21 protein-coding genes are annotated in these 20,943 nt (G+C 42.7%); 18 read left to right on the top strand and 3 right to left on the bottom strand.

What is annotated here, in order from left to right:
- The first annotated feature begins 366 nt into the window (after positions 1–366).
- The 13 genes from mraZ to ftsZ all read left to right on the top strand — a co-directional run bounded on the left by mraZ (position 367) and on the right by ftsZ (position 16,159).
- Positions 367–840 (top strand): division/cell wall cluster transcriptional repressor MraZ, encoded by a 474-nt coding sequence (gene mraZ / locus ABD873_RS12915; protein ID WP_039053518.1) that lies wholly within the window; start codon positions 367–369, stop codon positions 838–840.
- Entirely contained in the window at positions 833–1,750 is a 918-nt protein-coding gene (gene rsmH, locus ABD873_RS12910; protein WP_345068950.1) for a 16S rRNA (cytosine(1402)-N(4))-methyltransferase RsmH, read from the top strand. Before mraZ ends, rsmH begins: the two co-directional genes overlap by 8 nt.
- Positions 1,751–1,752: 2 nt before the next feature.
- A complete protein-coding gene (locus tag ABD873_RS12905) occupies positions 1,753–2,181 on the top strand; it encodes an FtsL-like putative cell division protein (RefSeq protein ID WP_231561242.1) in 429 nt (142 codons plus the stop codon).
- 17 nt (positions 2,182–2,198) lie between these two features.
- Entirely contained in the window at positions 2,199–4,313 is a 2,115-nt protein-coding gene (locus ABD873_RS12900) for a penicillin-binding protein (protein WP_345068948.1), read from the top strand.
- Complete coding sequence (locus ABD873_RS12895; RefSeq protein ID WP_345068989.1) at positions 4,313–5,770, top strand: UDP-N-acetylmuramoyl-L-alanyl-D-glutamate--2,6-diaminopimelate ligase; 1,458 nt, start codon at positions 4,313–4,315, stop codon at positions 5,768–5,770. Before ABD873_RS12900 ends, ABD873_RS12895 begins: the two co-directional genes overlap by 1 nt.
- Positions 5,771–5,779: 9 nt before the next feature.
- The gene (gene mraY / locus ABD873_RS12890; protein WP_039053516.1) at positions 5,780–7,024 is read left to right on the top strand and encodes a phospho-N-acetylmuramoyl-pentapeptide-transferase; all 1,245 of its coding nucleotides are present in this window, start codon (positions 5,780–5,782) and stop codon (positions 7,022–7,024) included.
- Between the two features lies 1 nt (position 7,025).
- Complete coding sequence (gene murD, locus ABD873_RS12885; protein ID WP_345068945.1) at positions 7,026–8,399, top strand: UDP-N-acetylmuramoyl-L-alanine--D-glutamate ligase; 1,374 nt, start codon at positions 7,026–7,028, stop codon at positions 8,397–8,399.
- Between the two features lie 11 nt (positions 8,400–8,410).
- Positions 8,411–9,631 carry an FtsW/RodA/SpoVE family cell cycle protein gene (locus ABD873_RS12880; protein ID WP_345068943.1) on the top strand — a complete coding sequence of 407 codons (1,221 nt, stop codon included), beginning with the start codon at positions 8,411–8,413 and terminating at the stop codon, positions 9,629–9,631.
- 11 nt (positions 9,632–9,642) lie between these two features.
- A complete protein-coding gene (murG, locus tag ABD873_RS12875; protein ID WP_345068941.1) occupies positions 9,643–10,737 on the top strand; it encodes an undecaprenyldiphospho-muramoylpentapeptide beta-N-acetylglucosaminyltransferase in 1,095 nt (364 codons plus the stop codon).
- A 3-nt stretch (positions 10,738–10,740) separates the two neighbouring features.
- Positions 10,741–12,096 (top strand): UDP-N-acetylmuramate--L-alanine ligase, encoded by a 1,356-nt coding sequence (gene murC / locus ABD873_RS12870; RefSeq protein WP_345068939.1) that lies wholly within the window; start codon positions 10,741–10,743, stop codon positions 12,094–12,096.
- Between the two features lie 2 nt (positions 12,097–12,098).
- Entirely contained in the window at positions 12,099–12,920 is an 822-nt protein-coding gene (locus ABD873_RS12865) for an FtsQ-type POTRA domain-containing protein (RefSeq protein WP_345068937.1), read from the top strand.
- A gap of 12 nt (positions 12,921–12,932) precedes the next feature.
- A complete protein-coding gene (ftsA, locus tag ABD873_RS12860; protein WP_345068935.1) occupies positions 12,933–14,300 on the top strand; it encodes a cell division protein FtsA in 1,368 nt (455 codons plus the stop codon).
- Positions 14,301–14,440: 140 nt separating this feature from the next.
- Positions 14,441–16,159, top strand: coding sequence for a cell division protein FtsZ (ftsZ, locus tag ABD873_RS12855; protein ID WP_345068933.1), 1,719 nt, complete (start codon positions 14,441–14,443; stop codon positions 16,157–16,159).
- 68 nt (positions 16,160–16,227) lie between these two features.
- Here the strand turns inward: ftsZ and ABD873_RS12850 are convergent, their stop codons facing one another.
- On the bottom strand, positions 16,228–16,869 hold the full coding sequence (locus ABD873_RS12850; RefSeq protein ID WP_345068932.1) for a response regulator: 642 nt from the start codon (positions 16,867–16,869) through the stop codon (positions 16,228–16,230).
- Positions 16,870–17,024: 155 nt separating this feature from the next.
- Here ABD873_RS12850 and mscL point away from each other — a divergent pair, with 155 nt between their 5' ends.
- The 5 genes from mscL to tsaB all read left to right on the top strand — a co-directional run bounded on the left by mscL (position 17,025) and on the right by tsaB (position 19,149).
- Positions 17,025–17,444, top strand: coding sequence for a large-conductance mechanosensitive channel protein MscL (gene mscL / locus ABD873_RS12845; RefSeq protein WP_345068929.1), 420 nt, complete (start codon positions 17,025–17,027; stop codon positions 17,442–17,444).
- A gap of 153 nt (positions 17,445–17,597) precedes the next feature.
- Positions 17,598–17,756, top strand: coding sequence for a 50S ribosomal protein L34 (gene rpmH, locus ABD873_RS12840; RefSeq protein ID WP_082021944.1), 159 nt, complete (start codon positions 17,598–17,600; stop codon positions 17,754–17,756).
- Positions 17,757–17,823: 67 nt separating this feature from the next.
- Entirely contained in the window at positions 17,824–18,216 is a 393-nt protein-coding gene (rnpA, locus tag ABD873_RS12835; RefSeq protein ID WP_345068925.1) for a ribonuclease P protein component, read from the top strand.
- Entirely contained in the window at positions 18,200–18,451 is a 252-nt protein-coding gene (gene yidD, locus ABD873_RS12830; protein WP_345068923.1) for a membrane protein insertion efficiency factor YidD, read from the top strand. Before rnpA ends, yidD begins: the two co-directional genes overlap by 17 nt.
- Before the next feature lie 11 nt (positions 18,452–18,462).
- Complete coding sequence (tsaB, locus tag ABD873_RS12825; RefSeq protein ID WP_345068921.1) at positions 18,463–19,149, top strand: tRNA (adenosine(37)-N6)-threonylcarbamoyltransferase complex dimerization subunit type 1 TsaB; 687 nt, start codon at positions 18,463–18,465, stop codon at positions 19,147–19,149.
- Here tsaB and ABD873_RS12820 read toward each other — a convergent pair whose 3' ends face one another.
- Both ABD873_RS12820 and ABD873_RS12815 read right to left on the bottom strand, forming a co-directional pair.
- Positions 19,150–20,055: a CorA family divalent cation transporter gene (locus ABD873_RS12820; RefSeq protein WP_345068919.1), complete on the bottom strand. Its 906-nt coding sequence runs from the start codon at positions 20,053–20,055 to the stop codon at positions 19,150–19,152.
- A gap of 128 nt (positions 20,056–20,183) precedes the next feature.
- Positions 20,184–20,801, bottom strand: coding sequence for an OmpH/Skp family outer membrane protein (locus tag ABD873_RS12815; protein WP_039054347.1), 618 nt, complete (start codon positions 20,799–20,801; stop codon positions 20,184–20,186).
- Between the last annotated feature and the right edge of the window lie 142 nt (positions 20,802–20,943).

The raw sequence follows: 20,943 nt of genomic DNA, 5'->3' as shown, positions 1-20,943 counted from the left end.
TCGGGGAGAATAACGAATGCAATATGGATTATAATGACATTCCATAATAAACGCATGGCTAAGGTTATAAGACCGACGGTATTTCTTCTACCACTTTCTCCCACCTAAAAGTAAAAAATGCTTTCTGTGGCAAATAGAGACCCTTCTTTAGGCTTTATCAATTGCTTGATTCTGAAAGATTTTGTTACAAAATAGATTTATCGATTAAGAATAAAAATTGAGGTTTATTTCATTTTGAAGCAGTTTTTTACTTGGATTTTTGTGGCTAAATGACTATGTGGAAAACTTTTTTGTGGGGGAATGTGGGACTTTGTGGGAGAAAGTGTATACTTTTACATTAAATTTGATTAGCAGTATAGACTAACAATGAATTTTCTAATCGGAGAATACGAATGCAAGCTGGACGCCAAAGGAAGAATGGTGGTTCCTGCAGCGCTCAAGCGTCAGTTGCCTGACGTGGAGCGTGAAGGGCTTGTTGTGAATCGTGGCTTCGATGGAAACTTGGTATTGTACACCCGTTCGGAATGGAATAAGATTTTGGCTCAGCTGTCGCGTTTAAATCAATTCCAAGCGCGCAACCGTGATTTTATCCGCAAGTTTACGAGTGGGGCTACGGAGCTGATGCTGGATTCTGCAGGACGTGTGTTATTACCTAGAACATTGCTGGATTATGCGCAGATCGGATCGGAACTGGTGTTGGTATGTAATCTGAGCAAGGTAGAAGTGTGGTCTAAAGCTAAGTATGAAGAAAAACTAAACGCTATCTCTGAGGAAGATTTTTCGGAGTTGGCAGAAGCTGTTATGGGTGATTTCGATATGGAAGGAGGTTTGAATGTCTGATGAGCAAGTGTATCATGTGCCTGTGATGCTTCATGAATGCATTGAAGCATTAGATATTAAACCGGATGGCATCTATGTGGATGTAACATTTGGTGGGGGAGGTCACTCGCGTGAAATCTTGAAAAAACTAGGGTCTAAAGGAAGGTTAATAGCCTTTGATCAGGATCCTGATGCTATAAAAAATGCTATTGATGACGAGCGTTTTGTGCTTGTACATCAGAATTTTCGCTTTTTGAAAAACTGCCTTCGTCTGCAGGGGGTGAAAGAGGTAGATGGCATTCTGGCGGATCTGGGTGTTTCGTCGCATCAGTTTGATGATGCTTCTCGAGGCTTTTCTATCCGTTTTGATGCGGACTTAGATATGCGCATGGATCAGGTGTCCGACTTGGATGCGCGTAAGGTGGTGAATACCTATTCGGAGGATGAGCTTCATCGCATCTTTGGGATGTATGGTGAGGTGCAGAACGCCAAGTCTTTGGCAAAAACCATCGTTACGGCGCGTTTGTCTAAGCCTATAAACACCATTGCAGAGCTGAAGGAGGCTATAAAGAAATTGGTTCCTAAAGGAAAGGAACATAAATATCATGCGCAGGTGTTTCAGGCGCTGCGCATCGAGGTGAATAAAGAGTTGGATGCCTTGCAGGAGTTTTTGACACAGTCACCTTTGGTGCTTAAAGAAGGAGGGCGTCTGGTGGTGATGTCTTACCATTCGTTGGAAGACAGGTTGGTGAAAAACTTCATGTTGAAGGGGAAATTCAGAGGAGAGGTGGAAAAGGATTTTTATGGAAACGAGATAAAGCCTTTCCGTGTGTTGACAAGAAAAGCTATCACCGCTTCGGAAGAAGAGGTTAAGAATAATAACCGTGCGCGTAGTGCTAAGCTGCGTGTGGCGGAAAAAATCAATAATTAATCGTGAAAGGAGGGGAGGTCGTGCCGAAGAGGAATACATTACGTAACCAGGAATTAAGCGAAGGGATTCAGGAGCAAATCTCTGAATCAGTAGAGGAGAAGGTGGAGGAGACGCAGAATTTTATCCGTAGCATTCTGTCGCCTTCGAAGCTGTCAACCTATCTGGTGGCAAAGAATTTACCGTTTGCTGCCTTCTTGGCGTTTCTGGGGTTGTTGTATATCTCTAACAGGCATTTGGCCGAACGTACGGTAAGACAGATAGACAAATTGGGACGCGAAGTGAAGGAGTTGAGTTGGGATTACAAGTCGTTATCTGCCGAGCTTATGAAGCTGACGACCCAAACTGAAATTGCTAAAAGAGCCGACACCTTAGGGTTGAAAGAGCGTACAGAACCACCAATTAAACTTGAAATTATAAAAGATTCTGAATAAGAACTGATATAATTTGAATGAATATTAGAAAGTCCATATTGAAGCGTGTGTACCTGGCCTTCGGGCTCATGGTATTTGGGGCCTTGGCAGTTTTTGCGAAGCTCTTGCACCTGCAATATGTGGATGGAGAAAAGTGGAGGAATATTGCGGACAGTCTTACTATTCAGGAGAGGGTGGTGGAAGCTGCCAGAGGCAACATCTATTCTATTGACGGTAGTCTTTTGGCTACTTCGGTGCCTGAATATGAAATTCGCTTTGATGCGATGTCTATTCCTTCGGAGTACAGCGACGTGTTCAACAGTAAGGTGGATTCGCTGGCCTCTAAGTTGGCTTCCTTTTTCAAGGATAAGTCTGCGCGACAGTATTTGGTGATGCTGAAGGAGGCACGTAACAAGAAGCAGCGCTACATGCTTATCAAGCGTGGGGTGTCACATCAGGATTTGAAGGTGTTGAAAACCTTTCCGCTGTTTAAGTCTTTCCGTGAAGGTAAGAAAAGGTTTGCTAGCAGCATGGTGGCTGTTAGACAAAACAAGCGTATTCTTCCCTTCAAAAATCTGGCAGCGCGAACCATAGGCTATAAAAATGATGAATACAGAGTAGGGTTGGAAGGTGCTTATGGAGATTATATCGAAGGTAAGAGTGGTGCTCAGCTCATGCAGCGTATTGCCGGTGGGGTGTGGGTACCATTGAACAGAGAAGCTGAAGTTGCTCCTGTGGATGGTTCGGATATCATCTCTACCATCGATGTGAATATGCAGGATATGGCGCAGCGCGCTTTAGAGAAGCAGATGCGTATCAGCAATGCGGACGAGGGATGTGTGGTGTTGATGGAAGTGCAGACCGGGGAAATTCGTGCCATTGCCAACTTCACAAAAGACAAAGACGGTGAATACCGTGAGAAATATAATTATGCTATAGCGCAACGTGCAGATCCGGGATCTACCTTTAAACTGGCTTCTTACCTAGCAGCCTTAGACGACGGATATATCGACACAGCTACGAAAGTGGACATAGGAAACGGAACATACAAAGTGCCTTCCCACACGATCCGTGACTCTCATGCTCCGAAGAAGTCTATCGTCACAGTGAAGGAGGCTTTTGAGGAGTCGTCGAATGTGGCGGTGACAAAGTTGATCAACCAGTTTTATGGTGACAATCCGGCGAAGTTCACGTCGAAGTTGCACAGCTGGGGTTTACATGAGCCTTTGGGATTGCAGATTCCGGGAGAGGGTATTCCAGTGGTGAAAACACCAAAAAGCAAGTCGTGGAGCAAACTCTCTTTAGTGCAGATGGCATATGGCTACGAGTTGTTGTTGACACCTCTGCAGACGTTGACGCTATACAACGGAGTTGCGAACGACGGCAAGCTGATAGCTCCTTTGTTTGTAAAGGAGATTCGTCATTTAGGAAATACGGTTGAGCGCTTTGAGGCGCGTGTGATAAATAAACAGATGGCTTCAAAGGAAGCTATTGCTAAGATGAAAGGTATGTTGGAGGCCGTGATGCGTGAGGGTACAGGAAAAAGGTTGACAAGCCCGCTGTATACTGCTGCAGGGAAGACGGGAACGGCACAGATGGCGGACAACCACCGCGGTTATGGCGCTAGAAGATATCAATCTTCATTTGCCGGTTACTTTCCTGCCGATAATCCGAAGTATTCTATGATTGTGGTAATCCGCAATCCGCGAAACGGTTACTATGGTGCTTCGGTGGCGGGACCTGTGTTCAAAGAGCTAGCAGATATGGTGTATGCCAACGACCTTAAACTGCACGGCACCTTTGCCTCTAAACAGGTGAATACAGCAGGAATGCGCGTTCCGCTGACATTGAATGGCTCCAAAGAGGCCTCAGCAAAAGTATATCAGGCGTTGGGTCTCACAGCCTTGAATTGGAACAGTATCAGCCAGGGAGATTCGGCAAAGACGCAGCATGGTGTGCCTTTCATAGAGGCGCAGATTAAAGAAGGGGTAGTGCCTAACGTGAAGGGTATGGGATTAGCCGACGCTATTTTCACTATGGAAAATGCGGGGTTCAAGACAAAGGTGTTGGGAAAGGGTAAAGTGATAGCGCAGTCTTTGGCTCCAGGACAGCGTATGAAAATAGGAACTAATGTAGTACTTGAATTGAATTGATTATGAAATTAAAAGAGTTATTGCATGCTATACCTGTGCTTCAGGTTATAGGTCCACTTGAGGTAGAAGTGGATACTATTGCTTTTGACTCGCGACAAGTGCAGCAAGGAACTCTTTTCGTTGCTGTCCGTGGTGTGCATACCGACGGTCACCTATTTGTAGGCAAGGCCGTGGAAGGTAAAGCTGTAGCTGTGGTGGTGGAGGAGCTTCCTGAGCATACGGATGATGCGGTAACTTATGTGCAGGTGAGTGACAGTGCTTACGCCCTTGGAGTGTTGGCAGCCAACTTTTATGGCAACCCTTCCCAAGAGCTGAAGCTGGTGGGGGTGACAGGTACCAATGGTAAAACTACAGTAGCAACCTTGTTGTACAATCTTTTCAGACAACTGGGCTATCACGTAGGATTACTTTCTACCGTGGAAAATAGAATCGGAGAGAAGGTGGTTCCTGCAACACATACTACTCCGGATCCTGTGGCGCTGAACAAATTGATGCGCCAGATGGTGGATGACGGCTGTGACTACTGCTTCATGGAAGTTAGTTCACATGCTATCGTGCAGCAACGTATCGTGGGACTAAAATTTGCCGGTGGAATTTTCACCAACATTACCCATGACCATCTGGACTTTCATAAAACTTTTGAAAACTATATCAAAGCTAAGAAAAAGTTCTTTGATGACTTAGATAGATATGCTTTCGCATTGACCAATGTGGATGACAGAAATGGCAATGTGATGCTTCAGAATACCGTGGCGCACCGCAAAACCTATGGCCTCCACAATATGGCTGACTTCAAAGCCAAAGTATTGGAGTCGCATTTTGACGGTATGCTGCTGCAGATTGATTCCCACGACCTGTGGGTGAAGCTGGTAGGTGGTTTCAACGCATACAATTTGCTGGCTGTGTATTCTGCCGCTATCCTTTTGGAGCAGGAAACGTCGAAGGTACTTGTTGCCTTGAGCGAAATTTCGGGAGCCGAAGGAAGATTTGAAACTGTACGTTCGAAGAATGGTGTTGTAGGTATTGTGGACTATGCCCATACGCCAGATGCCGTGGAAAATGTGCTGGAAACGATAAAGAACCTACGACATGAAGGACAACAGATCATCACCGTGCTAGGATGTGGAGGTGACAGAGATAAGACCAAAAGACCGGAGATGGCTAATGTGGCATTAAAATATAGCGATAAGCTTATCATCACTTCGGATAATCCACGTACGGAAGATCCGTTGCAGATTATTAAGGATATGGAAGCTGGCGTTCCGGTGGAAAAGAAAAAAAATACATTTAGCATAGCAGACCGAAGAGAAGCCATACGTGCTGCCTGTCATCTAGCCAGTCCGGGCGATATCGTGTTGGTGGCTGGAAAAGGACATGAAAAATATCAGGAAATAAATGGGGTGCGTCATCATTTTGATGACAGAGAGGAGTTGGAGAAAACGTTTAACGAACAATAAAGTAAGACAATGTTATATTATCTATTTGATTGGCTACATGAAAATTGGAATGTTCCCGGAAGCGGCTTGTTCCAATATATCTCTTTCCGTACGGCGATGGCAGTTATCGTGTCGCTTATCATTACTACGGTATATGGTAGTCGATTGATCCGATTGCTGCACAAAAAGCAGGTGGGAGAGACCATTAGGGACCTAGGTTTGGAGGGAGAAAAACAAAAGCAGGGAACTCCAACGATGGGAGGGTTGATCATCATCGCCGGGATTCTTATTCCTACTTTATTGTTCGCCAAGTTAGATAATATCTACGTCATCATCATGATAGTGACTACCCTGTGGATGGGTGCTATCGGCTTTTTGGACGACTATATAAAGGTGTTCAGAAAAAATAAAGAAGGGCTTGCGGGACGTTTTAAGGTGATAGGACAGGTAGGATTGGGTGTTATCATCGCCATTACGATGTATTTTCATCCGGATATCGTGGTGCGTGAGCAGGTAATAAACCCTACTTCTGAGAAGCCTGTAGAAGTTGTCATCAACCCGCAAACCGGGGAAACCCAATATGCTGAAAATGTAAAATCTACAAAAACGAATATTCCTTTTTATAAGGATAACGAGTTCGATTATTCCAAAGTGTTGACGGTGGTGGGCTTAGATAGTCCTTGGGCTACTTTTCTTTTGTTTTTGGTAGTGGTTGTTTTCATCGTTACTGCTGTGTCTAACGGAGCAAACATTACTGATGGGATTGACGGGTTGGCGACAGGAACATCAGCCATCATTGGGATTACACTGGCTATTTTGGCGTATGTGTCGGGTAACATCATTTTTTCCGATTACCTCAATATCATGTACATCCCGAATTCGGGAGAGCTGGTGATTTTTGCAGGAGCTTTTGTAGGGGCATGTACCGGATTCTTATGGTACAATGCTTATCCGGCTCAGGTATTTATGGGGGATACAGGGTCGTTGGCTATAGGCGGTATTATCGCAGCTTTCGCCATCCTTATCCGTAAAGAACTGTTGATTCCGGTATTGTGTGGTGTCTTTTTAGTAGAAAATCTTTCGGTAATTCTACAGGTTTCCTACTTCAAGTACACGAAAAAGAAATATGGTGAGGGGAGACGTATATTCTTGATGTCACCTTTGCATCACCACTATCAGAAGAAAGGATATCATGAAGCGAAAATCGTAACCCGATTTGTTATTGTGGGCGTGATTTTGGCCATTCTGACAATAGTAACATTAAAAGTTAGATAGTATGGGAAATATAGCCAATACATATTATCCACAATCGGGGCGCTTGGTAGTCTTGGGAGCGGGTGAAAGCGGTGTAGGTACCGCCATCCTAGGAAAGGATAAAGGTTTTGATGTTTTTGTATCGGACCTAGGGACAATAGCGGACAACTATAAAAAGTCATTGGACGAAGAAGGTATCGCCTACGAGTCCGGTCAGCATACAGAAGATCTTATCCTGAATGCCGACATCATAGTAAAAAGTCCAGGCATTCCGGAAAAAGCACCGCTGATCAAGAAGCTTCGTTCTTTGAATATTCCTGTAATCTCGGAAATCGAGTTTGCCGCTCAATATACGGATGCAAAACTTATCTGTATTACCGGCTCTAATGGCAAAACCACTACCACCATGTTGACCTATTACATGTTAAAAAATGGAGGTTTGAATGTAGGCCTTGCCGGCAATGTGGGTAAAAGTTTTGCCCTTCAGGTGGCACGAGAAAACTATGATGTCTATGTGCTTGAAATTTCCAGCTTCATGCTGGACGATATGTACCACTTCCGTGCCGATGTGGCGGTAATCTTAAATATCACTCCGGACCACTTGGATCGCTACGACTATAAGATGGAAAATTATGTGAATTCTAAATTCCGTATGATCCAAAACCAACGTTCGGAAGATTATTTTATCTATTGCTTAGATGACGAGGAGACGATGAAAGCTCTTCCTCGCTTTGAGGTCAAAGCGCAGCAGCTGCCGATGACACAAGACAGCAAGGTAGAGTATGGAGCTTATCTGGATGAGAATAAAAACATAAAAATTAATATACCTAATAGAGACGAGTTTGAGATGAATATCGAAGAGTTATCATTACAAGGAAGACACAATGTTTACAACAACATGGCGTCTGGCTTGATTGCCAAAGTTCAGGAACTGCGTAATCAAAGCATGAAAGAAAGTATGGGCTCCTATGTAAATGTAGAGCACCGATTGGAGCATGTGGCAATCATTGGTGGCGTTAATTACGTCAACGATTCTAAGGCTACCAACGTGAATTCAGTATGGTATGCTTTGGAAAGCTTCTCGACAAAGATCGTGTTGCTATTAGGTGGTGTGGACAAAGGTAATGATTATGAAATGCTTCGTGATCTTGTAAGACAAAAGGTAAAGGCTATTGTCTGTCTAGGTAAGGATACCGCCCGCATTCATGAAGCATTCGAAGAAGATGTAGAGATCATCGTGAACAGCTCGTCGATGGAAGATGCTGTGAACATAGCGTCTCACCTTGCAGAGAAAGGAGATACCGTGCTGTTATCACCTGCCTGTGCAAGCTTTGACTGGTTTAAGAATTACGAAGAAAGAGGTAATAAATTCAAAGAAGCTGTAATGGCTCTGTAGTTTACTTGGTGATGGTAGAACAAATTTTTTCAAAACTAAAAGGAGATAAGTGGATTTGGATCATCGTGGTAATCTTGTCGGGATGGTCTCTGCTTGCCGTATACAGTTCAGTAGGAACACTTGCCTATAAAGAAGGTAAGGGTACGGAATTGTATTTATTCAAGCATTTCTCCATTATCGCTGTAGGTTTGGTTTTGATGTATTTGTCTCACAAGTTAGACTATCGTTGGTATGCGGGGATTTCGAAACTGCTGATGATGATCACAATCCCATTGTTGATATATACTTTGGTTTTCGGTAATAATGTTAACGATGCGTCGCGATGGGTGACGATTCCTGTAATCAACCAGACATTCCAGACTTCGGACTTGGCGAAGCTGTCGCTGATTACGTTCTTGGCACGTATGCTTTCGCACAAAGCTTACGAGATCAAGGATTTGAAAAAATCCTTTATCCCTATCATGGGTACGGTATGTGCGGTGTTCGTACTTATTGCCTGGGCGAACCTATCTACGGCGCTGATGCTCTTCGGAACCAGCGTGCTGCTTTTGATTATCGGACGTGTGAGCATCAAGCAGATCGGCATTGTGTGTTTGGGTGGAGGGGTGCTCCTGATGATGGTTATTCTATTAGGTCCACGTCGTGCTACTTATATGAGTCGTGTTGAAGGTTTCTTCAAGACTGAAAAAGTAGAATCGGCAAGCGTACCATTTCAGGAGGACAAAAACTTCCAAGCCAACAATGCGAAAATCGCCATTGCTACGGGTGGTCTTTTCGGAAAAGGACCGGGAAACAGCGTGCAACGCAACGTGTTGCCGCACCCATATTCGGATTTCATCTTCGCCATTATTGTCGAGGAATACGGCACTATCGGTGGAGCAATCTTGATTCTGTTGTACCTAGCGTTGATGTATAGGGTAATCCGTATAGTGACGATGAGTCCACGGGCCTTTGGTGCCTTTTTGGCGGCAGGGTTAGGGTTTAGCCTTACCATCCAAGCATTAGCAAATATGGCTGTAGCGGTAGGGTTGGGACCCGTGACAGGGGTGCCACTGCCTTTGGTAAGTATGGGAGGTACATCCATCTTGTTTACCAGTGTGGCTTTAGGTATCATCCTTTCCGTAAGTCGCAGTATTGAAGAACTTAAAAATAAAGAAGAGCTGGAAGAGAGTGCTATCACGGGACAGAAACAGCCTAAGCAAAAGAAAATAGTGGTAGGAACCATTAGTTAAATAATACAGGTATGGCGCATAAAGTAATCATAAGTGGTGGAGGTACGGGAGGGCATATATTCCCGGCAATTGCGATAGCAAATGCTTTGCGTCGTATCGAACCGGATATCGAAATTCTTTTTGTGGGAGCGCAGGGGAAGATGGAAATGGAGAAAGTTCCTGCTGCAGGTTATACTATCGTAGGATTAGATATCCAAGGGTTCAACCGCTCTTCTTTATGGAAAAATATACTCTTGCCTTATAAGATGATCAAAAGTCTGCTGAAGGCAAGACGTGTTATAAAAGATTTTAAAGCAGACGTGGCAGTAGGGGTGGGAGGCTATGCTTCCGGACCTTTGTTGATGATGGCCAACATGATGGGACTGCCGACACTGATTCAGGAGCAAAACTCTTTTGCCGGAAAGACTAACATGAGCTTGGGGCGCAAGGCAAGAAAAATCTGTGTAGCCTACGAAGGGATGGAAAAGTTTTTTCCTGCAGAAAAGGTATTGCTGACAGGTAACCCTATACGTCGTACCTCCGTGGATATCGACGGGAAGAAGGGAGAGGCTTTAGTTTCTTTCGGCTTGGAAGCAGGAAAGAAAACCTTGCTGGTGACAGGAGGAAGTCTTGGAGCAGGCACACTTAATGATTGTGTGAAAGCTGCCATAAATCGCTTCAAGGAGGAGGATGTTCAAATAATATGGCAATGTGGTAGCTATTACCACGAAAGGTTGAATAGCGAGCTTGCCGATTTGCCGTACAATGTGAAGATGATGCCTTTCTTGCAGCGTATGGATTATGCCTATGCGGCGGCAGATGTGATCATTGCAAGAGCAGGGGCTGGTACTATTTCCGAACTATGTGTGGTAGGGAAACCCGTGATTTTGGTGCCTTCGCCAAATGTTGCGGAAGATCATCAGACCAAAAATGCTATGGCTCTCGTGCAAAAGGATGCTGCCATCATGGTGAGAGATGTGGAAGCAAGAGAAAAGCTGGTAGAAGAAGCTCTTGCCTTGCTCAACGATGAACAGAAGATGCGTGTGCTAAGTGAGAATATTAAGAAGCTGGCTCTGCCAGATGCAGATGAAGTAATCGCACACGAAGTATTAAAATTAATAAAATAAAGGATGGTTAATATTGATCAAATAAAGCTGGTTTATCTTATCGGTATCGGAGGTATCGGTATGAGTGGTTTAGCCCGTTACTTCCATCATTTGGGATGTAAGGTGTGGGGTTACGACCGTACGGAAACCGATTTGACAAAGACATTGGTAAGTGAAGGAATTGACGTTATCTATGAAGATGAGGTGCAAAAGATTCCGGCAGTATTTGGTCAACCATCGGACGAAAGTTTGGTAATTTTCACGCCTGCTGTTCCAAAAGATCTTAAGATTAAAAACTATTTCTTGGACAAAGGATTTGAGATATACAAACGTTCGCAGATTTTAGGATTTATCAGTGCTAATCGATTCACGATAGGTGTTGCCGGAACTCACGGTAAGACGACGACCTCTACGATGATAGCGCATATCCTTAAAGATTCGGGATACGACTGTTCAGCCTTCTTGGGGGGCATCAGTTCTAACTATAATACTAACGTATTGTATGGAGATAACAATGTAGTAGTGGTGGAAGCTGACGAATATGACCGTTCCTTCCTTACTCTACATCCCAATATTGCGGTAGTCACTTCTGCCGATGCAGACCATTTGGATATCTATGGCGACAAGTCGCATCTCATAGAATCTTTTGAGTTGTATCTGGCACGTGTGGTAGCAGGGGGACACCGCATCGTGAAGAAAGGTCTGCCATTTTCCGGAGACATTTCGTATGCACGCGAAGAGAAAGCAGACGCCCACGCGGAAAATATTGAGGTTATTGATGGAGAATTCCATTTCGACTATGTGAAGGGAGACCTAAGAATAGCGAATATCAAGTTGGGAATTGCCGGTCTTCACAACATAGAAAACGCAGTGGCAGCCATCACGGTAGCGCTACTGTTGGAGATAGATATTGACAAGATTGTGGCGGCCTTGGCAAGCTTCCGCGGAGCAAAACGCCGCTTCGAATATATTGTACGTAATGAAAAGTGTATTTATATCGACGACTATGCACATCATCCGGAGGAGCTTCGTGCATTCTTGTCTTCACTGCGGAAGTTATATCCTAACAAAAAGCTTAGTGTAGTATTCCAGCCACACCTATTCAGTCGCACACGCGACTTTGTGGATGGCTTTGCCGAAGTGTTGGCTATGGCAGATGAGCTGTTGCTAATGGAAATTTATCCGGCACGTGAGCTGCCAATAGAAGGGGTGACCTCTTCATGGCTGTTGGATAAAGTTCAGTTGGAAGATAAACGTCTTGTATCACCGGAGGCAGTATTGGAATATGTGAAAAACGAACAGCCAGAATTGTTGGTAACTGTAGGGGCAGGAGATATAGACAGATTGGTGAAACCTTTGAAAGAAATATTAGAGAAGTAAATATGTTGAAGCGAATCAGATGGAGCCTATTGTTTTACACTATCCTTGGCCTTGGCGCTGCGGTAGGGTTAGTAGTGCTTATGGGTCTGATCGAACGTAAAGATGCCGCACAGGTGTGTACTTCTCTGAAGGTGAATGTAGAAGGTAAAGAAACCTTTATCGACCAGGAGGATATTTCCAAAATGATTAACAATCAGTTCGGAAATGTGGTAGGAAAGTCTTTAAGAGAAATTAAACTGGAAGATATTGAGCAGGCTATAGAGAAATTACCTTACGTATCGCAGGCCGAGATCCACATGGATATGGATGGCACAGTGAGGGTAAATGTCAAGCAGCGCGAAGTGGTATTGCGCGTGATAAATAGCCAAGGACGTGAGTTCTATGTGGATACGGAAGGACATAAGGTGCCGGTGACTTTGAAATATGTGCCTCGGGTGTTGGTAGCCAATGGTAATATCAAAGAAAGCTACAACAAACCGCTGGAAGAGGTGGAAACTATATTGGTTAAAGATCTGGTACGCATCGTGGAACATGTGAGAGGCAACGAGCTATGGGAAAATCAGATCGTGCAGATGTATGTCAACCAAGATAAAGATATTGAGCTGATACCACGAGTAGGCAAAGAAGTGTTGCTCATTGGCAATGCCGATTCGTTAGACAGCAAGTTGAGAAGATTGGAACTATATTACAAAAATATATTGCCTAAAGTAGGAACTGAGGCATACAGCAGAATAAACGTTAAATATGGAGGCCAGATCATCTGTGAGCGCCGTGAAGGATGGTTTATGGATAGTTTGCAGATGAAAATCAGTATGAAAAATTAAAAAATACAGCATATGAAACCAAGAATTACAGACAATGAGAAAGAAAATCCGATTATCGTTGGTTTGGATATCGGTACGACAAAAATTTGTGTTACTGTAGGACGCCGCAGTGGGACAAATAAAATTGAATTATTAGGAGTGGGTAAAGCAGAATCTGCCGGAGTAAATCGTGGGGTTGTCGCTAATATTCAAAAAACTGTGAACAGTATCCGCGAGGCTGTATCATTGGCAGAAGCGCAATCGAACGTGGATATCAAGGTTGTCAATGTCGGTATCGCAGGTCAACATATCAAAAGTATTCAGCACCGCGGAATTTTGACAAAGAATGATGACGACGAAATCAGCCGTATGGATGTGGAACGCTTGATTTCGGATATGTACAAATTAGTATTGCCTCCGGGAGAAGAAATCATTCATGTGTTGCCGCAAGAGTTTACAATCGACAACGAGCCAGGCATCAAGGAGCCTATTGGTATGGCTGGTCGTCGTATGGAAGCCAACTTCCATATCATCTCAGGTCGTGTTACCGATATCAAGAATATCAAAAAATGTGTTGATAATTCTGATTTGGAGGTTTCTTCATTGGTGCTGGAGCCATTAGCCTCATCCGAAGCTGTATTGGATGAAGAAGAAAAAATGGCCGGTGTAGTTCTTGTTGATATAGGTGGTGGTACTACTGATGTGGCTATATTCCATGAAGGTATCATCCGTCATACTGCTGTAATTCCTTTGGGTGGAAATATTGTTACCGAAGATATCCGTCAAGGTTGTGCTGTACTTAGAAATCAGGCGGAACAACTGAAAGTAAGATATGGTTCTGCGCTGGCCGACGAAAATAAAGAAAATGAAGTGATTTGCGTTCCGGGAATCCGTGGACGTGAACCTAAAGAAATATCGGTGAAAAATCTTGCTTACATTATCCAAGCAAGAATGGAAGAAATCATAGAGCACGTATACTACGAAATCAAATCTTCAGGCTATGAAGACAAACTTATCGCAGGTATCGTAATTACCGGAGGTGGTGCGCAGCTTAAACATCTCGTTCAGCTCGTAGAATACATCACAGGTATCGATTGCCGAATTGGTTATCCAAACGAATACCTTGCTAAAACGGATATGGTAAGCAAACAAACATTGGAAGAAATGAAAAGTCCGATGTATGCTACTTCCATCGGCCTGTTGATAAAAGGTATTCAGGCTGCCGAAGAGGAAGAAGAGTTGGCCATGGAAGAGCGTGAGCTGAAAAAACCGCGCAAAGAGCAGGTCAAAGAGATCGCCGAAAAGCAAAGTAAAAAAGAAAGTTGGTTTACAAAAATTATCTCAGAGTTTATCAAGGATAATCAGGAAATCGACGACGAAACCTTTATCGGAAGACGTTAATTTTTCCACACGAAGGTAAGTTTTCCACAATTTCACAAATGTGGAAAACTCTTGTTGAGAAATTGGTATTATTACATTAGAATTGTTGAGTTTGGATAGATAGGTAAAGCTTGGCAGTTCTTTTAAAATAGGATATTATTATGTCGATACAATTTGAAATGTTAAAGGAGCAATCATCTATAATCAAGGTTATAGGTGTTGGTGGTGGCGGCGGCAATGCCGTTAATCACATGTACAAGCAAGGGATTAGTGGAGTTGATTTTATCGTGTGCAACACGGATGCGCAAGCATTGGAACTGAGTCCTATTCCAAACAAGGTTCAGCTGGGAGCAAGTCTGACGGAAGGTATGGGTGCAGGTGCTGATCCGGAAGTAGGAGAGAATTCAGCAATCGAAAGTATCGATGATATCAAAAGAATGTTGGGTACCAATACCAAGATGCTTTTCATCACGGCAGGTATGGGTGGTGGTACAGGTACGGGAGCAAGTCCTGTATTGGCCAAAGCTGCCAAAGAGATGGGTATCCTGACAGTGGCTATTGTTACCACTCCATTCACATTCGAAGGAAAAAAACGTCGTCAGCAAGCTGAGGAAGGGCTATCTGAGCTGAAGAAATATGTAGACTCCTACTTAGTGATTTCTAATGACAGATTGCGTGAAATCTTCGGAAACTTGACGATGACTGCTGCCTTTGCCAAGGCTGATGATATATTGACTACAGCTGCCAAAGGTATCGCCGAGATTATCACTATCCCAGGATACGTAAACGTAGACTTCAAAGACGTACGTACTGTAATGAGTGATAGTGGTGTAGCTATCATGGGTAACCACGTTGCTTCAGGTGAAGATAGGGCAATCAAAGCGGTGACAGGAGCGCTTGCTTCTCCATTGTTGAAAGACAATGAAATCGAAGGTGCTCGCTATATCTTGTTGAACATTACTTCTGGTAAGAAAGAAGTTACTATGGATGAGGTGTCTATCATCACCGACTACATCCAAGAGAAAGCTGGATTGACAGCAGACTTAATCTGGGGTAACTGTATCGACGAAAACTTAGATGAAGAATTGTCTGTAACTATCATTGCTACCGGCTTCCAAACTGCTGAAGAGCGCCAAAAGGAAAGAGAAAAAGAAAAAATCGCTTTACCTTTAACACCGGAACCTACAGAACATACTTTTATTAAGCCTGTGTCGCAAAACCAATTCGTGGCTAGCAAGCCTTCGGCTTCTACAGCTCAGAATCTGGTAACTCCGGTAAATCCGACAAACCAGAGCTCCTCAGCTCCTCGAATGACAACTCAAGCTGATTTGTTCAATTCGATGAAACCGTCGTACAGCAACGTTGCTGTGCAGCAGGAATCTTCCAACGTCATCCGTCATACCTTGGATCTGCAAGGAGATTTCAATGCTGAAGAAGAAAAGCAAGAAGATAACGGCGGCTTTCAATTGAAAACCACACCTTCAGTATTTGAGTTCAAATTACCTACGGTTTTTGATGCTTACGAAGAGAAAAAAAATGAACCTGTGGAAGATGTAGAGCAGCCGGTGGAGCATAAGTTTGAAGCGCCTGCCACAACAACAGCGAATGCGAACAAGGTGGAAGAAGAGGTAAACTTCGAAGACCAACTGTTGAAAACTAAAGAGCGTATCTTACGTCTTAAAGAGTTGAGCATGAAGTTGAAATCTACCAATGGCTTGCAAGAGTTGGAAAACGAACCTGCTTATAAAAGAAAGCAGAGAGCTTTGGAAGATGTTCCACACTCTTCGGACTCTCAGGTTTCTCGTTTCACCTTATCGTTTGATGATGGCGTGACAGAAATCCGTTCAAACAACTCCTTCTTACACGATAATGTAGACTAATAAACTTAGACGATACATAAAAAGGCCAACATACGTTGGCCTTTTTATGTTATAGGGTTTTGTTTATCTTATCCTTGAGAATGCAGCTTAAAGAGCTCTATAAGATCCGGGATATTGTCTACCCCCAGTTTTTCAAATATGCGGCTCTTATATGTACTTACTGTAGAAGAGCTAAGGTTTAACATAGAGGATACATCCTGTATGCTGTGACCTTCGATAAGGTGTTTGGCAACGTCCATCTCACGGTTTGAAAGTTTGTTCAGAGGGTTAGATTTGCTAATAGTCGCCTTACTTGTTGTAAGCTTGGTAATATAAAGATCTTTTATAGCTGCGGACATATATTTGCCACGCTCTTGGATACTTTGGATGGCGTTGCTTAGCTCTTCCATAGCTGTATTCTTATTGAGGTATCCCGCAGCGCCAGCTTCAATATATCGTAAAGCGTAAATGTTTTCGTCATAGGATGAAAAAACCAAGATTTTGAGGTCCGGCTGTATGTTTAATATTTCCTTTATGACATTTATATTGTTGCCTCCGGGCATATTAATGTCTAGGAGTAAAAGGTCGAACCTCCGAAAGTTCAAATGTGAATAAACTTCTTTTATTGTAGATGCGTGCGTAATTTTGGCGTCCTTGAAAGTAGAGTGTATTGCTACTTCAGTGCCGAATCGGACGATACTATGATCGTCAGCAATAATAATGTTTTTCATAATTTAATTTACTCTACCTGGCAACTGTCGTATTAATTTACAAAAAAATATAATTTGATGCATATAATTTGGCGATAACACTTATCTTTATAAAAGATAGAAATTGCGTAAATTTATAACTTTTTATTATTGGTTTCTAAATAAAAGAAATTATTATGGGTTTTGTAAAAGAATTTAAGGAGTTTGCCATGCGTGGTAACGTTATCGACTTGGCAGTCGGTGTGGTTATCGGTGGCGCTTTCGGAAAAATCGTAACTTCCTTGGTTGACGATTTGATCATGCCGATAGTAGGTGTTATCACGGGAGGGGTGGATTTTTCGGAAAAATCGGTAGTGCTAAAAGAGGCCTTGTTAAATGCAGATGGCTCAGTACTTGAGCCTGCAGTAACTTTAAACTACGGAAACTTTATCAATGTGATAATCCAATTCTTAATTATCGCCTTCTGTATTTTTGTGGTTATCAAAGGTATTAACTCATTGAAGAAGAAAGAAGAAGCTCCGGCGGAAGAAGCGCCAGCACCATCAAAGGAGGAAGTGTTGCTTACTGAAATCAGAGATATCTTAAAAAGCAAATAGCCTTTATTAAGGTTTTAATAGGAAAAGTTTACATATTTTTTGTAAACTTTTTTCTGCACTAAACTTGTTTATATAGAAATAATACACTACTTTTGCATTCCTCTTGTGAGGTAATAATGGTAATTAGAAAATAAATAAAGATAATAAAGCGTCATGAAAAGAACATTTCAGCCTTCGCTAAGAAAAAGAAGAAATAAGCACGGTTTTAGAGAGCGTATGAGCACAGCTAATGGTAGAAGAGTATTGGCAGCTCGTAGAGCAAAAGGTAGAAAACGTCTAACAGTTTCTGACGAATACCGTCACAAAGGCTAATTAATTCTTTTCTTTAGCGCCGGTGACTTAACATAGTGGCTTCTGAACGCCAAGATAGTCATCTATAATGAGAAAAACATTTACGAAAGGAGAACGACTGTGTAGTAGGAGAAAAATTGATGCTCTCTTCCATGGTGGTTCTTCTTTTATAATATATCCCTTTCGTGTAGTATTTCTTTTCCGTCCTTTAGAGCAGGACCAGCCGTTTCCGGCTCAGGTCATCGTCTCCGTTTCCAAAAGAAGATTCAAGAGAGCCTTCCAGCGTAACAGAATAAAACGTCTGGTGCGTGAGGTGTATCGCCTCCAAAAAGGAGAATTGTTATATTCTAAATTGAATCAACAAAGAATTGGATTGGATTTTGCTATTCAGTACGTGGGAAAAGAAGAATTACCTTTCGATACGATGTATTCGAAGATGAAAAGGGTACTGTCTCAGTTGGCTCATGAAGTTCGTTCGTAAATGTTGGAAAGGCGTGGCCTTAGTGTTGCAGCATCTCTTTATCCTTTTGATAAAGCTGTATCAGCTGTTTATTTCACCGTTATTGGGAGCCAACTGTCGATTTACGCCGACATGTTCTCAATATGGCAAAGAAGCTATATTGAAGTATGGTCCTTTCAGAGGAGGGTGGCTTACTCTCAAGCGTATATCTCGCTGTCATCCTTGGGGAGGACATGGTCATGATCCGGTACCGTAAAAGAAGTTAAGATGAGTGTACGTATATTACAGATAGATACAGCTACCGACACCTGCTCGGTGTCCATAAGTGTGGATGGTGTACTGTTGGATTGCTTGGAAGCCCAGGAGCCTAACCTGCATGCTTCCAAACTGACTGTGTTTATTGATGAGCTTCTTAAACGTAATGCTCTTGCCTTTACGGATTTGCAAGCGGTAGCCGTAAGCAAAGGTCCCGGCTCCTATACGGGATTGCGCATAGGCGTTTCCACTGCCAAAGGGTTGTGCTACGCTTTGGATTTGCCTTTGATAGCCGTAAATACCTTAGAAAGTATGTATAAGGGATATATTGAGAAACATGGATTCAATGAAAACTGGATTTATGTCCCTATGCTGGATGCGCGCCGTATGGAAGTGTATCTGAATATGTACCAAAACCATCAGCTGATAAGAACTACCGAAGCTGTGATAGTGGATGCACATACTTTTGATAGCTATACCTCTCATAAAGTGGTGCTGTTTGGCTCTGGTGCTGCTAAGCTGATGGAGCTATTTGCCCATAACCCTCAAATTATTGTCGATGAGTCATATTCCCATTCTTCTGCTTATATGACAGCATCGGTATATGAAAAATTTACCCGTAAGGAATTCGAGGATTTGATCTATTTCGAGCCTTATTATTTGAAAGAGTTTATTGCCACAACACCAAAGGCTAGGTAATTAAAGCCATTTTTTCCGCTTAAACCAAAGATATATTAATAAGCTTAAGATCATCATGCTTGCCATGACGAGTGGATAGCCATATTTCCAATGCAATTCGGGCATGATGTCGAAGTTCATGCCATATACGCCTACAATAAAAGTCATTGGCATGAAGAATACGGAAATAATGGTCAGTGTCCGCATAATTTCGTTCGTATGGTTGGACTCTATATTGAAATAGATGGACAGCAGCTGTGCCGTATTTTCACCGATATTACGGTATAGGGTATTGGTACGGGAGAAGAGGTCTCTTAAATCTTGTGTATAGATGTTTTTATATTCCGGCAGGTGAAAATAATCCACTATGTCTTTATAGAGGATAAGTACCGAACGGATGACGTCTATCTGCCTTTTGATATAATAAAGTTTTTTGAGAAAGGGTTTGCGTCGCTGATGCAGAAAGACGATCTCTTCGTATTCGTCTAGCTTGGCGTCCAAATCTCCCAATACCAATGTTTCGAAAGTTTTTAAGGCTTCGGAGACTAGGGTATTGATGAGGTGTTTGCTGGAAGATAATGTCTTGCTGTTCACATCCATCTTCTTTATGTTTTCGAGAAAAGGAATCTCGTTGCGATGGGCTGTGATGACGAAATTCGCTCCATAAAAGATGGATACCCTATCCGTGATATCTATCAATGAATCGGAAGTGTCGCTGAGTTTGGCTTTGGTGGTCCTGATAATAAGGAAGTGGTAGTTGTCGAATTCTTCGATTTTGGGTAGATGTCCTATTTCCAGACAGTCGCGGATAGACTCTGCATTAAGATTATATTTTTCTTTTAGTGCACTGAAATCTTCGATGCGCGGGTCCGAGATATCTATCCATTCGAAAGGATGCTTGTCTGGAGATAGTACTTGTGTTATCATAAAATTTTATGGTCTTGGATATATAAATATAAGTATTCAAAGTGGGAGCTTTTGTAGTAAGCACATAAAAAATGAGCTTGACAGCATCTGTCAAGCTCATTTCAAAGGTCAAAATCCAGTCTTTAAGATTATTTTTTGTCTGCCGCTTTTTTGGCTTTGTATTCTTTGTTTAATCCTTCTACTACTTCTTTGGTGATATCAAGCTTTTCGTCTGCATAGATAACGGCAGGGTTAGTCTTAGAATAAGTCAAAACGTATTGATATCCTTTTTCTTTAGCGTGCTTAGTAAGATAGTCTGTAATAGCATTGTACACTGCTGTCATTTCTGTCTGTTCATCTTGAGCTAAAGAAGCTGACGCATTTTGGTTAAGCTGTGCCAACTCCTGCTGTTTGCGTGCAAGACGTTCTTCGGTAGCTTGACGTTCCGAAGCACTCATGGTTGGAGCCTTTTGTTCTGCCTCTGCAAGCTCTCTTTGGAAAGCTTGGCCTTTAGCTTGAAGGTTTTCTTGCGCTTTTTTGGCTTTGCTTTCTAGTCTAGCTCTTGCGTCTTTGAAATATTCATATTTTTCCGATAAGGTATCAGCGTTAACATACACTATTTTTTCGGCTGTAGGCGCTGCCGGAGCTGTAGTGCTGTCCGACTTTGATGCCGTCGATGATGGCGTGTTTTGATTACATGAAGAAGCGCCTGCCGCTAACGCAATGCCTAATGTTACTTTCGATAAGTTGGATAAAAATCTATTCATTCTACTCTTTATTTTCAGTTTATGTAACAAACCTACTATAAAAAAATTAAAAATCAATTATTTGTTCGGTATTTCCTTCACAAATTACCAAAAAACCTTAATGAATAGCGTGTGTATCGGTTGTTTAAGTCCTTAATTTTTA

It is taken from the genome of Sphingobacterium thermophilum (assembly GCF_039541675.1).
Lineage (GTDB): Bacteria > Bacteroidota > Bacteroidia > Sphingobacteriales > Sphingobacteriaceae > Sphingobacterium > Sphingobacterium thermophilum.
The sequence above is the reverse complement of the archived record's forward strand: the minus strand, read 5'-3'. Positions and strand labels throughout refer to the sequence as shown.